The organism is Vibrio rhizosphaerae, assembly GCF_024347095.1.
Taxonomy (GTDB): Bacteria; Pseudomonadota; Gammaproteobacteria; order Enterobacterales; family Vibrionaceae; genus Vibrio; species Vibrio rhizosphaerae.
The window spans coordinates 263,024-278,113 of record NZ_AP024904.1 but is presented as its reverse complement, the minus strand read 5'-3'; the positions used below and the strand labels follow the sequence as shown (position 1 = coordinate 278,113).

13 protein-coding genes are annotated in these 15,090 nt (G+C 50.9%); 6 read left to right on the top strand and 7 right to left on the bottom strand.

What is annotated here, in order from left to right; translation table 11 throughout:
• Nucleotides 1-58: 58 nt before the first annotated feature.
• The 4 genes from astD to OCV37_RS16400 form a co-directional block, all read right to left on the bottom strand.
• Nucleotides 59-1,552, bottom strand: a complete 1,494-nt coding sequence (astD, locus tag OCV37_RS16415; protein ID WP_038184174.1) for a succinylglutamate-semialdehyde dehydrogenase — start codon at nucleotides 1,550-1,552, stop codon at nucleotides 59-61.
• Complete coding sequence (gene astA / locus OCV37_RS16410; RefSeq protein WP_038184649.1) at nucleotides 1,549-2,583, bottom strand: arginine N-succinyltransferase; 1,035 nt, start codon at nucleotides 2,581-2,583, stop codon at nucleotides 1,549-1,551. The genes astD and astA overlap by 4 nt, the downstream gene beginning before the upstream one ends.
• Before the next feature lie 63 nt (nucleotides 2,584-2,646).
• Nucleotides 2,647-3,702, bottom strand: a complete 1,056-nt coding sequence (locus OCV37_RS16405; RefSeq protein ID WP_084717512.1) for an arginine N-succinyltransferase — start codon at nucleotides 3,700-3,702, stop codon at nucleotides 2,647-2,649.
• 207 nt (nucleotides 3,703-3,909) lie between these two features.
• Nucleotides 3,910-4,446, bottom strand: a complete 537-nt coding sequence (locus OCV37_RS16400; protein WP_038184177.1) for a DinB family protein — start codon at nucleotides 4,444-4,446, stop codon at nucleotides 3,910-3,912.
• Between the two features lie 241 nt (nucleotides 4,447-4,687).
• Here OCV37_RS16400 and OCV37_RS16395 point away from each other — a divergent pair, with 241 nt between their 5' ends.
• Nucleotides 4,688-5,365, top strand: coding sequence for an expansin EXLX1 family cellulose-binding protein (locus OCV37_RS16395; protein ID WP_051680748.1), 678 nt, complete (start codon nucleotides 4,688-4,690; stop codon nucleotides 5,363-5,365).
• A 161-nt stretch (nucleotides 5,366-5,526) separates the two neighbouring features.
• Here the strand turns inward: OCV37_RS16395 and OCV37_RS16390 are convergent, their stop codons facing one another.
• The 3 genes from OCV37_RS16390 to OCV37_RS16380 are packed head-to-tail and all read right to left on the bottom strand — an operon-like array spanning nucleotide 5,527 to nucleotide 8,657.
• Nucleotides 5,527-6,285 carry a DeoR/GlpR family DNA-binding transcription regulator gene (locus OCV37_RS16390; protein ID WP_038184180.1) on the bottom strand — a complete coding sequence of 253 codons (759 nt, stop codon included), beginning with the start codon at nucleotides 6,283-6,285 and terminating at the stop codon, nucleotides 5,527-5,529.
• The gene (gene pdxA / locus OCV37_RS16385) at nucleotides 6,282-7,268 is read right to left on the bottom strand and encodes a 4-hydroxythreonine-4-phosphate dehydrogenase PdxA (RefSeq protein ID WP_038184182.1); all 987 of its coding nucleotides are present in this window, start codon (nucleotides 7,266-7,268) and stop codon (nucleotides 6,282-6,284) included. The genes OCV37_RS16390 and pdxA overlap by 4 nt, the downstream gene beginning before the upstream one ends.
• Before the next feature lie 24 nt (nucleotides 7,269-7,292).
• Nucleotides 7,293-8,657, bottom strand: a complete 1,365-nt coding sequence (locus OCV37_RS16380) for a four-carbon acid sugar kinase family protein (protein WP_038184186.1) — start codon at nucleotides 8,655-8,657, stop codon at nucleotides 7,293-7,295.
• 194 nt (nucleotides 8,658-8,851) lie between these two features.
• Between OCV37_RS16380 and OCV37_RS16375 the strand changes: the two genes are divergently transcribed.
• The 5 genes from OCV37_RS16375 (at nucleotide 8,852) to OCV37_RS16355 (ending at nucleotide 15,060) form a co-directional block, all read left to right on the top strand.
• Nucleotides 8,852-9,991, top strand: a complete 1,140-nt coding sequence (locus OCV37_RS16375) for an iron-containing alcohol dehydrogenase (protein WP_038184189.1) — start codon at nucleotides 8,852-8,854, stop codon at nucleotides 9,989-9,991.
• 8 nt (nucleotides 9,992-9,999) lie between these two features.
• Nucleotides 10,000-10,884 carry a dihydrodipicolinate synthase family protein gene (locus OCV37_RS16370; RefSeq protein ID WP_038184192.1) on the top strand — a complete coding sequence of 295 codons (885 nt, stop codon included), beginning with the start codon at nucleotides 10,000-10,002 and terminating at the stop codon, nucleotides 10,882-10,884.
• Nucleotides 10,885-10,903: 19 nt separating this feature from the next.
• On the top strand, nucleotides 10,904-11,899 hold the full coding sequence (locus OCV37_RS16365) for a TAXI family TRAP transporter solute-binding subunit (protein ID WP_038184195.1): 996 nt from the start codon (nucleotides 10,904-10,906) through the stop codon (nucleotides 11,897-11,899).
• A gap of 24 nt (nucleotides 11,900-11,923) precedes the next feature.
• A complete protein-coding gene (locus tag OCV37_RS16360; protein WP_038184198.1) occupies nucleotides 11,924-13,804 on the top strand; it encodes a TRAP transporter permease in 1,881 nt (626 codons plus the stop codon).
• A gap of 86 nt (nucleotides 13,805-13,890) precedes the next feature.
• A complete protein-coding gene (locus OCV37_RS16355; RefSeq protein WP_038184201.1) occupies nucleotides 13,891-15,060 on the top strand; it encodes a sialidase family protein in 1,170 nt (389 codons plus the stop codon).
• Nucleotides 15,061-15,090: the final 30 nt, after the last annotated feature.

The following is a 15,090-nucleotide window of genomic DNA, read 5'->3' as shown; positions in this document are numbered from 1 at the left end:
TCAACAACACATTCCTTTCAACAACAGTCGTTTCAACAACAGTTCTTTCAACAACAGCTTATGCAGATGTATCCGCCGGGGCGGAAAAATCCAGCCCCGGAGAAACCGATTCCGGCATCGTGAGTTGTTCCGCTTCAACCGAAGCCATCGGCCATGCACAGAAATCAGCACTATAAAAGGCACTCGGACGATGGTTCCCCGAAGCGCCGATACCACCGAATGGTGCCGTGGGAGCCGCGCCGGTCAGCGGCCGATTCCAGTTGACAATCCCGGCGCGAATGGTCGCGGCAAATTGTTCATAGTCGTCACGCTGCGTCGAAATAATCCCGGCCGATAATCCAAAGCGGGTCTGATTGGCGATCCCGATGGCTTCTACCAGCGTCTGGTAACGCATCACACTGAGCAGCGGCCCGAAATATTCTTCATCCGGCAATTGATCCACTTCAGAAACATCCAGTATGCCGGGGGTGAGCAGTGCGGTATCCGGGTCAGGCCGGGTCATGGTCAATAACGGTTTCGCCCCTAAATCACACAAATACTGTTGCGTCTCCAGCAAAGCATCGGCGGCTTGATTCGACACCACCGCCCCCATAAATGGTTGTGGCTCGGCATCCCAGCGATCCACACGAATCTGCCGTGTGACCGCCACCAGCCGCTCAATCAGGCGATCCCCATCCGCCCCCTGTCTGACCAGCAGCCGACGCGCACACGTACAGCGCTGTCCCGATGAGATAAACGCCGACTGAATCACCAGATTGACCGCCGCGTCCAGCTGATCGTAAGACTCAATCACCATCGGATTGTTGCCCCCCATCTCAAGGGCCAGAATTTTCTCCGGCTGTCCGCCCATCTGGCGATGCAGGTGATAACCGGTATTGGCACTGCCGGTGAACAGCAAGCCGTCGATTTGCGGGTGAGAAGAGAGTGTAATACCAGTATCTTTGCCGCCTTGAACCAGATTAATCACCCCGGCAGGTAAACCGGCACTGTGCCAGATTTCCAGCGTCAGTTGCGCCGTCCACGGAGTCAGCTCACTCGGCTTAAACACCACACAATTTCCGGCGATCAGGGCCGGGACAATATGCCCGTTTGGGAGATGACCGGGAAAATTATACGGGCCGAACACCGCCAGTACCCCGTGCGGACGGTGACGCAGTACTGCTTTTCCGCCGGCAATGTCAGTGACTTTTTCACCGGTCCGTTCGTGGTAGGCTTGTATCGACACCTGAACTTTATTCATCATCCCCTGCACTTCGGTCAGAGCTTCCCAGCGGACTTTACCCGTTTCCTGGGCGATCACCTCAGCCAGCTCTTCTTTACGCTCATCCAGTCGTGCAACAAACTGTTCCAATAATACGAGACGCTCTGCCAGCGGGGTCTGAGACCAGACCGGAAATGCCTGACGAGCCGCCATAACGGCCTGTTCGACATCATCCGGTGCTGCGGCCTTGGCCGACCAAATGACCGCGTTTGTAGCCGGGTTGCGTTTTTCAAACTCGTCACCATGTCCGTCGCTCCAGACACCATGAATATAAAGGCTTGGCTGACTCATGAGATATTCTCCTGTGCAAAAAGTGGGGCCAGACGCACCGTGTCACCTTCGGTGACGTGCAGCGCTTGTGCCTGCGTACTGGTCAGAGAAATATGGGATTCGGTCACCACCGGCGTGCCGAGGATGGCCCGGTAGTCGGTGAAGCTTTGATTGCCGATCAAACAGTGAACCGGACCTGTGGTTTCCGTCTCTGAAACCTGAACCTCGCGGGTTTGAGATTTTCGTACCACGCGTAAGTCATCAATGTAGGCTTCCAGTGTCGGACCGGCATCGAAAATATCCACATAACCTTCATAGCGCATCCCTTCACTTTCAAGAATTTTCCGCGCCGGAAGAGTACTGGGATGAACCTGAGCAATCACGTCTCTGGCTTCATCGCTGAGGAAATCCACATAGAGCGGATGTTTTGGCATCAGTTCGGCAATAAACGATTTCTGGCCGACCCCGGTCAGATAATCGGCATGGGCAAAATCAATCGCAAAGAAATGACGGCCCAGACTCTCCCAGAACGGGGAATGACCGTCCTGATCAGAGACCCCCCGCATTTCGGCGATCAATTTTGTGGCAAAACGGTCCTGAAATGTCGCAATAAACAGCAGCCGGCTTTTCGATAACAGATGACCGTTTTTACTGTGACGGTATGCCGGGTCGAGAAATAAGGTACATAGCTCGCTATAACCGGTATGGTCATTACTGAGAAATAGCGTCGGCATCTGGGTATACACATCCAAAGCTTTGGACGCATGAACCAGCGTTCCGACCCGATAGTTATACCAAGGCTCATTCAGCCCGATCGCCGCTTCAATGCCACTGATGCCGACAACTTTACCGCTGTCGCTATCTTCCAGCACGAACAGATAGCCTTGCTCGGCAAGCGGCGCTTGTTGCTCCCAGGTCCGCCGCATCCGCTCAATCCGATCATTGAGCTGACTCTCGTTATTTTGCAACGAGGTAAAGCCGACGCCGGTTTGCGTCGCCAGTTCTGTTATTGCCTTACGGTCACTCCTTGCAACCGGACGGATCACCATCATTTTCATTATCCCTGAATGGTTTATGTTCACGAATCATCGACGTTCAGTCACGATTTATGTTCACTATAGACAAGTTTCAGTCTGGTCACTGACGGGAAAACACCAGAACTGTCTGTCGGTCTCAATCTTATGGTGAGGATTGGCGGCGAATGCCTGCAACGTTTGCGGCATCAGCAACAGCGTCGAACCTTCCAGCCAGCCTTCTCCCATCACGGCACGAAAGTCGGTCTCATCACTGATACCGATTAAATATTTGCGTCGCTGAGGGAGCGTCTCAACCACTTTGACCCGGCACAATTTATGATGCTGCCAGATATCAAGGGTATTACGGTTTGCCGTCAGAATAGGACCGGCATCAAAAATTTCGACATATTTATCCGGCTCAAACCCCTGCCCACTCAACAAGCCGCATTGCAATGCCGCATCAGGATGCACCTGCCCCATCACCGCTTGTGCTTCTTCATGAATCAAAGGCACATACAACGGATGATGCGGCATCAACTCGGCAATAAAGGTTTTGTCCCGGGTCCCGTTGTAGTATTCCACCTGGTTGTAATCGATGCGGAAAAACTTTCTGCCGACATGCTCCCAAAACGGAGCGCGACCCTTTTCATCGGCCACCCCCGGAATCACCGCCAGCCAGTCGGTCGTGAAGCGCTCAGGATGAATCGACATAAACAGTAGTCGCCCCAGCGTAATTAAGGCCGGGTAGAGACTCTCTCTGAGAGACGGAATGATATAAAAAGAGCACAGCTGAGAGTGATCACTGAGATCATGGGTCATGGTCAGGGCGTGAATACGGCTATGGACTTTCAGCTCACGGGAAGAGTGAATCAGAATATCATTCCGCAGCGCATAAAAGGGTTCCTGATATCCGGCCAGTGCGTTGATAGCCCCGGTGCCGAGAATTTGCCCGGTCAGGGTCTCTTCCAGCACAAAGAAATAACGCTCCTCCCCGGGAGAGAATACCGCCTGCCGAAATGAATCAATCGACTGTTCCACTTTTTTGATCAGATGAGAACGTTGTGCAGGCAAGGTATAAACCATCGGGCCGCTTTCATAGGCCAGACGTTCGATTTGTTGGATATCACTCAATTGAGCGGGACGGAAAATAATCATCAACACGGAATCCTTGTGTAAAATTATTTCGGTACAAACTTCTCTGATGCTCCTAGCGTAAGCCAGTCAACAGCAAAAAGATTATGAAAATCTGACCTGATTTTATACTTTTATGCCATGACGGTAGCTAACGGAGCCACAGTTTTCTAGGTGCGGGTCACCACGAATGAGCATGATAAGACGTCACATAGCACTCACAAACGAGACTTAAATCTCTTCTGGGATTTGAACCAATAAATCGGTGACACCAATGTCCACACCGGCTTGTGACAGTAGCGTCGAGACCTGCCCCCGATGGTGTGTCTGATGATTAAAAAAGTGACATATCAAACTTGAGAAACGTTTATTTGCAGCAATCCCTTTGCTGTTGGAATAAGAGAGTGCAGAGACCAAGTCTTTATCATTCAATTCACTTATCCAGTTGATGATCTGCTGATCTAACCAGATTCGCCGTTCAGATAAATGGCCCAAATCCTCAAAGAGAATCTGATCAAGGCCAGTCGGACGGGGCAAATCTGCCACCGCTCGCAGTACACTGATGCAAGACGGATGCGTCGCAAAACGTTGCAACCAGAGAATATCAGCAACACATATATGATTCAGCGTCCCAATAATAGAGCCAAAGAAAGCTCCCCGATCTCGCTGCACTTCTGTTGCCGAAAGTCGTTGCGCAGCTTGATAGATTTGTATATTCATGCGTTGGTTGTAAGCAGCGAATAACTCAAAATCATGTTTCAGATTCATCTGGATTCCTTCCCATCGTACAGACACGATCAATATGACCAACCTATAAAGTTAATCATACATCCGGTATAACATGGTCTCCCGGAAATATGTCGCACAATGATCCGTTGATCACAGGCATTATTTTTCAGAATAATTGACCGCAGCGACACATTTATGTCTTAAATATGCATTAGAATGCTTAACTGATTTCTTGTAACCAAGATTTACTTGTGTTTATTCAACGTACAGTGAGGCTTTTATGCAAAAAACATCTAATCTATTGTTTATCATGGGCGTTGTACTCTGCGGTTCCAGTTTTGCAGATACATCGACCCATACGGGGGAAGGTACCTTCTATGGTTACGGCGGTGGCGGTAATTGTAGCTTCCCCAAACCGGATGACAGCATCTATACCGCAGCGATGAATGCGGTTGACTATAACGGTTCTGCTGCCTGTGGTGCCGTCATTGAAGTCACCAACCTGAATACCAACCAAACCGTCACCGTACGCATTGATGATCAGTGTCCTGAATGTAAGAAAGGCGATGTCGATCTGGATCAGGATGCCTTTGCTGAAATTTCCCCGCTGCAAGCGGGCCGAATTCCAATTTCATGGAAGTACGTTGAAAATGAACGCGCAGGTAACATGAAGCTGCACTTTAAAGGCGGCTCGAGTCAATGGTGGACCGCGATCCAAGTGCGTGATCACAAATACCCTATCACAGCCGTCGCGTATCGCATTTCCGGCTCAGGCAATGACTACACGCCACTAGAACGCAAACCTTACAACTATTTCCTCAAAAACGATGGCTTTGGTGTTGGTCCTTATGACTTCCGTGTCACTGACTTTTGGGGACAAACCGTTGAAGTTAAATCTGTGCCTTTAATTCTGGATTCAGAGATCGATACAGCAATGCAGCTGCCAACACACCACTAGTCCAAGTCCTCATTCAGCTTGGTGGTGAAATCTGGGTGGTGAAATGGACTTAATCGAAGATGACAATTTGCCCAAAGTCGTCGTTCACAACGTGATTGAGTCCAAAAGTACCGCACACCACAACGGAAAGGCCGCAGTATCGCCTTTCCGTTGAGATGAGATTACACCAGAATGTGGGGCAGCCCGTTCAGAGCCATTTGAGACTGGACTTCATCACTCAGATGCCGATCAGAAATAATCATATCGATGTCATGTAAATCACACACTTTAAACAGCGAATACTTCCCGTATTTACTACTGTCGGCGATCATGACTTTTTTATCGGCATTGGCGATCAAATCGCGTTTAAGAATGGTTTTCTCTTCCGTGGGTGTGGTTATCCCCCGCTCGATACTCCATGAATTACAAGTAATAAAAGCGATGTCCGGGTTAATCGATCGCAATAAAGAACGACAATGTTCCCCGACCGTTGACTGACTGCTGTCATCCACTTTTCCCCCCGCCACAATCACTTCGATCTGCTTATACTGGGAAAGAAACAAGGCGATATGCAGATCAACCGTAATCACCCGCAACGGAATATCGATAAAATGTTTTGCCAACGCCATTGAAGTCGTCCCGGCATCCAGCACAACAGAATCGCCGGGACTGACTAAATCTGCTGCGGCTTCAGCAATCAGGTTTTTTTCACGGGGATTGAGCATCATTTTTTCATTGGTTGTCGGCTGTGAAGCGACAAACCGATTGAGCGAAACCCCGCCATGGGTCCGGGTGATCACGCCTTGTTCGTCCAGTTTCACCAGATCACGACGGATGGTCGCTGGCGAAACGTTGACCACTTTGACCAAGTCTTCAACCGTCGCTAAATTATGAACCGTTAAATACTCAACTATTTTTTCAACCCGATACTGATTTTTCATATATTGCTTAATTTCACTGCTAGCTCAACTGAGGTGATCATACTTTCTGGATTCGCTTTTCCGGTCCATGCAATGTCAAATGCGGTCCCGTGGTCTGCGGATGTTCTGAAGAATGGTAATCCAGCAGTGATATTAACGCCATCATAAAAACCCATCAGTTTCAGTGGAATGTGTCCTTGGTCATGATACATGGCCACCACAATATCATACTGCCCTTGCTTGGCCTGCAAAAAGACAGTATCCGGCGGACACGGACCAAATACATGCAACCCCTGAGCCTGCATGGTTTGAATCACCGGATTGAGAATCGTATTCTCTTCCTGACCAAACAGACCATTTTCACCGGCATGAGGGTTGACCCCGGCAACCGCAATGCGTGGCTGCTCGAAACCAGCTTTTTTCATGAAGGTATCCGCAATGCCGATCACGGTAGCCACGCGCTCCTGACTGAGATTTTTCAGGAAGTCCAACAGCGCAATATGGGTGGTCACATGAATGACTTTCAGGGTGTCGGTATAGAGCACCATGGCAAAATCTTTGGTCTCGGTTAAGTGCGCGAGTAACTCGGTATGACCCGGATAGTGATGACCGGCCAGATGCAGAGCTTCTTTATTTAATGGTGCCGTTGCCACAGCAGAGATCTCACCATTCATCGCCAGTTCCGTTGCCTTTTTAATACAGCGATAAGCAAGATCACCTGCCTGTGCCTGAACTTCACCAAAGCGGAACCTATCCGGGTCCGTCAATGGTAAATCAATCACATTGACGACATCCGGTGCGAAATTCGCATCTGCGACCTGTGTGATGGGGTGTATGTCAACGGCCGGGCACAAGCCTTTCTCCAGCACTAACCGTAAAATATCTGCACTGCCGACCACCACACACGGACGACCAGACAGTGACGGTGCTGCCAGCGCCTTCATAATGATTTCCGGGCCGATCCCTGCCGGGTCGCCCATAGTAATGCCAATGATACCGTTCATGATTGATCCTCTTATCGATAAAAACTAAATTGATTCCAATGATTGATTCGGTTGTAAAAAAGTAATCAGTTGCAACAAGCTGTCTGGCGTCCCGAATCCCCCGGCTTTGGTAAACACCGGTATTGCCGGTTCAGGCCGGGCGGCTGACGCGGCAAAAGATAACGTGCCACAAGACAAGCATCGGGCGACACGCCCCTGTAATTCAAATTGCGTCGCGCCTAAAGCCCGGCACACCGCCAACGCAATATCGCCCCCGCACAGAAATAACGCCCCGGGCTTTACCACAGCCCCATCCGGTTGCATCACCAGACGTGCCACCTGCGCCAAGCCATGTTTGATTCGGTTACCGAGTTGATGGCGGGAGAGATGCAACGTCTGACACAGCGCCTCAATGTCGTGCCTTTGCGTTTTATCTTGGCAACTGCGCAGCAAGCAGTGCCGGTGCTGACTCAGACAATCGGAGACCGACCGACTCAGCATACGCAGGTATGTGTCACTTTCCGCACCGAGCAGTTGTGGCAAATCAATATCGAGAACGGTTACCCTCTCATGAGCGACCACCCGCTCTACCTGTTCCAGCGTGACCTGACTCATAGAGCCAATCACACCCAATAACGGGGATGCCCCCTGATGTTGCCTGATCGGTGGTGTCAGTGGATGGACATTTGCTGTGAGGTCATCGGTCATGCAGATGGCACTGACCATTTCCCCTGTCGTTACCACCAGCACAGGATGATTCAGTTGCATCGCAGCCTGATAGATCGCCTGTAAATCACCAGCCCGTTCAACGTCACACACCACAATCTGAGCACCGGCCTGATGCAACGTAGTCATCGTCTGAGATAAAGCCGGGGCACGGACATGGTCGAGAAACAGTTCCCGAGTGACTAAATCACACTGTGATTCAAGCAGCGTTTGAATGCGGGATGACTGAACCGGAGATTTGGGATCAGAAGCATATTCAGTCGTCGTCAACAGCCGATCATGCACATAACAATGACCATTTGTCGTTCTGCGTCCCGCTTGCGGGGCACCTATCGCGACAATTGCCAGCGGAAAATATGTCCCGACGAACTGAGCTATTTCAGCGCCGAGGTTGCCCCGCAATGTCGAATCCACTTTCTTAAGACAGACTTTCTGTCGAACCACTTCAGGATAACAGCGGATCAATTGCTGCAACTTGTCACCGGCAACCGCAGGCGTGTCATCGCGGCTATCGGAGCACAGAATCGCGGTGGTATCCGGCGCGACGACGGTTCGCGACGATGCATCAAGAATGACCGAGACCGGCACACCAAGGCTGGCAAGCCCGGCACCCATATCATTGGCTCCGGTAAAATCATCGGACACGATAAACGTCGGCAAATCCGTGCAGCATTGATTCAACATATCTGTGGTTATCCTCTTATCGTTTTTATTCATATTAATCAAAAAAAATCGTATCAGAAAGACATTTTTGATTATTTTTAATCATTTTGATTATATGAGATCGAGATCAAGCAAAAAAACGAATAGATAAGCTATCTTGATGACTGAAATTAACCAAATGATTGAATGGAATCAAAACTGAAAGGGTGAATGCTATGCACATTTTCACGACCGTGCTGAGTGGTGAGATCGACCAAATCTTAGACATCACTCGCTCACATCAGGACATTCTGCTGGCGACCGACGCCAACGTCAGCGCACTGCCTCAGGTCAGACAATTGATTGAACAGCTCAGTGCAAACTGCGAACGTCTGACGCTGATTGACGATTTACCGGCGGAACCGAGAGAAGCAGATGTTTTACAGTTAATCCGGCAGCTACCGCAAACCATCAGTTGTGTGGTTGGCATCGGGGGCGGCAGTGTCTTAGACGTCAGTAAACTGATTGCCGTATTCGCGAAAACCCAAGATTCAGCGCGCGTCGAGCAGTTTACCCGACTCTTGGCCGGTGAAAAGCCGCTCGAACGCTCAGCCTTAGTTTTGATCCCAACCACTGCGGGAACCGGGGCAGAAGCCACGCCGAATGCCATTGTGGCGATTCCCGACAAAGCAACCAAAGTGGGAATTATTGCGCCGATTCTGTTACCGGATTATGTGTTACTGGCCCCGGCTCTGACCACATCAATGCCCGCGCATATTACGGCCTCTACCTCCGTCGATGCATTGTGTCACCTGATTGAATGCTTTACGGCCAGTGTCTCCAACCCGGTCGGTGACAACTACGCCATGATTGGTATGCAGAAATTCTTTACCCATATCGAACAAGTCATCACCTCCCCCGACGATCTCGGGGTCCGGCTCAATCTGCTGTGGGCTTCTTATTTTGGCGGAGCATCCATTTTTCACGCCGGCACCCATCTGGTCCATGCCCTCTCTTACCCGCTGGGCGGCAAATACCGGATTCCGCACGGACTCGCCAACTCACTGCTGCTGGTGCCCTGTATGAAATTCATCTGCGACCCCTGCCAAGAGAAACTGGCGCAGGTTTACGCATTGCTGCCGGATGCCGATCCAGCGCTGACCGTGGGCCAAAAAGCCCATGCTCTGATTGACTATCTGGAAAGTATGGTCAACCAACTCGGGTTGCCGACCCGTCTGAAAGACATTGGGATCGAATCAGCACAATTACCCGAGCTGGCCCGCAATGCGATGGCAGTCACCCGGCTGATCAACAACTCACCCGTGCCAATCACAGAACAGCAAGTTTTGGCGATTTATCACAGCATCTACGAATAAGGAAAATTATGAGCGAAGCACTGAGAGGACCCTATGCGGCAATTGTCACTCCGTTTGATCAACGGGGAGAACTCAACGAAACCGAATTAAAAAATCAGGTTGAACGGCAAATTCAAGCGGGTAACAACATCTTCTGTAACGGTACCAATGGGGAATTTTTTGTCCTCAGTGATGCGGAAAAACGGCGTGTTACCGAAATCTGTTTAGCACACGCTGCCGGACGGGTGAATGTTGTCAGCCATATCGGAGAGTTGACCCTGCAACAAACACTGGCTCATGGGCGGGCGATTCAGGATTCAGGCGTACAAGCGGTTTCGGTGATTACCCCTTGGTTCTGCGCCTTGCGTGATCAGGAATTGATCGACTATTTCACGGCCATTGCGGATCAATTAACCATCCCGGTCTACCTCTACAATATTCCGGCCCGGACCGGCAACACGATTTCACCGGCGGTGGCCGATCAGCTTGCGATGCATCCCAACATCTACGGGATTAAAGACAGTGCCGGTAGTCATGACAGTTTGTCCGGATTTTTGGACGTCGCTCAACACCATGACCAGTTTGATGTCATGACAGGCCCGGATTCACTGATCCTGACCGGTTACCAGCATGGTGCCGTCGGTTGTGTCTCCGGGATTGCCAACATCGTTCCCGATTTGGTCAATCAGGTTTATCAGGGCTGGGTCAATCATGACCTCGCTTCCGCAACCAAAGCTCAGGAGGTAATCAACGATCTAAGAAGTAACTTATATCCCATTGCATTCGCGCCGGCGGTCGTCAAACAAACGTTAAATCTGCTCGGTGAGCCTGTCGGTGACAGCCGCTACCCGGTGCACTTTAGTCAAACGGATATTGCACAGATTCAGAACATGATTAAACAACGAATCTTATGACCACAAAGGATACCCTACCATGTTGAATAATAAGTTAAAAAAAGCTGCCAAAATAATGACTTTATCAACGCTGCTGGTGACAGGATTGTCTCATGCGGCAACATCGACAATTATTTCTCAACCACCGGGAAATGGCTGGTACACCTACGGTACGACCTTTTCTCAGCTCATTCCGAAAGCGACCCATAATGAATACAAAATCAAACTGATCCCCCGGGGGGGCGGTATGACCAATCCGGTGGTGGTCAATCAGGGAAAAGCCGACTTCGGCTTCACCACCTCCAATGCAACTGTGTGGGCCAGAGACGGCCTGACCGATATCTATAAAGGCAAGAAAAATCAGAACCTCAGAATTGTTCTGGACGACGTACAGCAGGCGTACACCATCACGATTGCACGCAAATCCTGGGTCGAAGAAACTGGCAATGATACGCTTGAAAAAATCATTCACGCCGACCATGTCCGCATCGCCATGAAACCGACCGGCTCTCAGGTTCCCATTATTGCTGATTACATTTTCCGGTCACTCGGCACCGATCTCAAAACCCTCAAAGATGAAGGCAAAGTTGTGCAGATGGGCAGTGGTCAGGCGGCGCAAATGATGCGTGACAATGCCATTGATGTGTATATCGATAACGTCCCGGCCATGCACCCCAACCTGACGGAAATGACCCTCACCAACGATGTGGTTTATATCCCTTACAGTGACAAAGTGCTCAAGGATCTGGCTAAAGTCGGATTACCCACCGGAACCATGCCAGCCGGTACTTATGACGGTCAGAGCAAAGACTATATTACCCCGGTCAGTGCGACGGTGTTTATCACCAATGCCAACGTAGACGAAAAGACCGTGTATAACGTCACGAAAGCGTTGGTCGAGAATCAGCAAGAAATCAAGCATACCCATTCGCCGTTAAAGTTCTGGCATCCGGAAAATATCGGCCAACATGCGGAACTGGTCAGCCTGCATCCGGGCGCAGCAAAATACTATCGCGAGAAGGGCTGGCTGAAATAAACCGGCGCATCAGAAGGTATCGTTATGACGTATAACCATGTTCTCAATTCTGTTCGGGCGATTCTTGCAATCGCCTACATTCTGTTTCTGCTGAACCAGTTCTTTGCGCCGGTATCCCCGCTCACCGCAGCAACCGTCCATGTTTATATGGCCACTGCACTGGTGATTTGCTTTCAGCCGCTTGAACTGAAAAATCCTCACTTACGCTGGCCGGGAAGGGTGTTCGATATGTGTTGTATCGCCATCGCCCTGTCGGTGGTCTGGCACTACTATGTTTCGATTCCGAGGTTAGAAAGCCGATTGGAAATGATCGATGACGTGCTGTGGTCAGATAAATATGCATTCATTGCCGGCGGACTGGTGCTGTTTGAGGCTGTCAGACGTTCGGTCGGTTTCTCACTGCTCTCCGTCGTGCTGATTTTTGTCGCTTACGGATTTCTCGGCCCCTACTTTCCGGGATGGACCGCTTTTGAGGGGTTTTCTCTCGATACGATGACGGAATTAATCAGTATGCAGGCCGACGGTCTGTTTGGGATTACCGCCAGTACCGCGATCAACTTTGTGTTCTTTTTCATTCTGTTCGGCAGTGTGTTCACCATGACCGGCGGTGGTAGTGTGTTTATCGATCTGGCCATGATGGCCACCGCACCGCTGAAAGGCGGCGCGGCGAAAATGTCACTCTTGGGCTCTGCCCTGTTCGGCATGGTCAGCGGCTCCGCCGTCGCCAATACAACCTCAACCGGGGTGCTGACTATCCCGATCATGAAACGCTCCGGCTATACCAAAGAGCAGGCCGCCGCAACTGAAGCCATTGCTTCAACCGGCGGGCAACTGATGCCCCCCATCATGGGGATTGCAGCCTTTGTGATGGCGGACATGCTCGGGGTTCCTTATACCGAAATTGCCGCCGCAGGAATTATTCCGGCCGCTGCGTTCTACTTTGCGCTGTTTGTCATTATCGACTTAAGAGCCAGAAAATCAGGCGTGGGAAATATCTCCAAAGCCGACCTGAAATTTGAACCGCTTGGCCCCCGGATGCATCTGCTGATTTCACCACTGTTTCTGGTTGTTGCGCTGGTTGCCGGATACTCCGCACCATACGCTGCATTTGTCGGTTCAGTGGTGGCACTCCTTGCCCCCTTACTGAGAAAAAGCACCCGTTACAGTTATAAAATCCTGTTCCCGATGCTGATGGATACCGCCAAACAGATGTCATGGGTCTCCGTGCCACTGGCGTCGGTCGGTATCATTATGGTGTTAGCAACACAGTCAAATCTGGCGTTTAAATTTGTCGGTATTCTGAGTGAAGTCGGCAGCAACAATCTGTACCTATCGCTGATTATGGTGATTATCGGTTGCATCATCATGGGCATGGGTCTGCCAACGGTTGCCGCCTATATCATCGGATCGATTATCTTCGCCCCAGCCATTATTGATATGGGTGTTGACCGGCTGGCAGCCAACATGTTCATCATGTATTACTGCGTCCTGTCGATGGTAACACCGCCGGTAGCCCTCTGCGCCTATGCCGCCTCAGCGATCGGTAAAAGTGATTCCTCGAAAACCGGGTTTATTGCTTTCTCCTATGCATTGGTGATCTTTTTGGTGCCGTTTAGTTTTATCTCGGATCCGGTCGTCTTATGGCAAGGGAGCTGGTACATGATTCTCATCGCTTTTACCGGCATGTTAGCCGCAACCTTCTGTTGGGCCGTGTTCTTACAAGGGTGGCTGAAAAAGGACCTGAATCTGCTGGAGCGGCTGGGTTTTCTGATCGCCAGTATCGGTCTGGTACTGGACACCTCAGCCTCCCCGCTGTGGTTCCTGTTTCTGGCCATGGCAGCCGCTTTGATTATTTGGTGCTGGAAAGCATCAGGCCGATGTATGAGCGGTATTAAAACCGCCTAACCACTTGATTTACGCTGGCGGAGAGCACGCAACACGCCGTCAGTATCCGACTTATGATTAAACGAAATGACTAGATGGAGTTTCGAATGAGCCAAGAGTGTGTCTCAGTCAACAAGGATGGCGTCCTCACTGTCGCCGCCGAACAACCCACCTGCATGACGGCAATGCTGCCTTCCGATTATCCGCAGAATCATGCAGCCAATCTTCTGTGTCTGCCCAACGGGGACTTACTGTGTGCCTGGTTTGCCGGTACTCAGGAAGGCGTCGCCGATATATCCATCCTGTGTGCCCGGCTTCAGGCCGGCAGCAATCGCTGGGATGCCCCGGTCCGCCTCTCCGATGATCCGACCCGATCGGAACAAAACCCGGTCTTGTTTCTTGATCCCAAAGGAACGTTATGGCTGTTATGGACCGCACAGGTCTCCGGGAATCAGGATACCGCGATTGTCCGCTACCGCCAGTCACAGGACGGCGGGATCAGCTGGGGAGAGATCGCAACCCTGATCGATGACCCCGGCACATTTATCCGCCAGCCGATTGTGGTACTGCCCAGTGGCAGATGGCTCTTACCGGTTTTCTACTGTACCGTCCCCGCCGGAGAAAAGTGGGTCGGTCATTATGATACCAGTGGTGTTCACATTTCCGACGATGAGGGAAAAACCTGGCGCAAGGTGGATGTCCCTGACAGCTTAGGCTGTGTCCACATGTGTATTACCCCGCTACACGACGGTCGCTTGATTGCATTATTCCGCAGTCGCTGGGCGGATGCTATCTACCAGAGTTTTTCTGACGATGAGGGTCTCACATGGTGTCCACCGGTCGCCACGGCGCTACCCAATAACAACTCATCCATTCAGGTCACCACCTTACACAATGGTGATCTCGCTTTGGTTTATAACCCAATGAGCGCAGCCGGTGCCACCGAGCGCAGACGTTCACTCTACGATGAAATTGAAGATGACAGCGGTGCCCAAGAGCCGGAAATGGGTACCGGACGTTCCGCATTCTGGGGCGCGCCGCGGGCGCCGATGTCGCTGGCCATTTCCAAAGACAATGGCCAAAGCTGGCAAACGATTTGTCATCTGGATGAAGGCGACGGTTACTGTATGACCAATAATTCTCAGCAGCGACTCAACCGGGAATTTTCATACCCCACCGTCACGCAGGGCCCGGACGGTGCATTGCATATTGCCTATACCTATTTCCGACAAGCGATCAAGTACGTCCGTTATCCGGTGACAGACAATCACGCCTGACCGGATACAAATCAACAAAACTCGATGGAT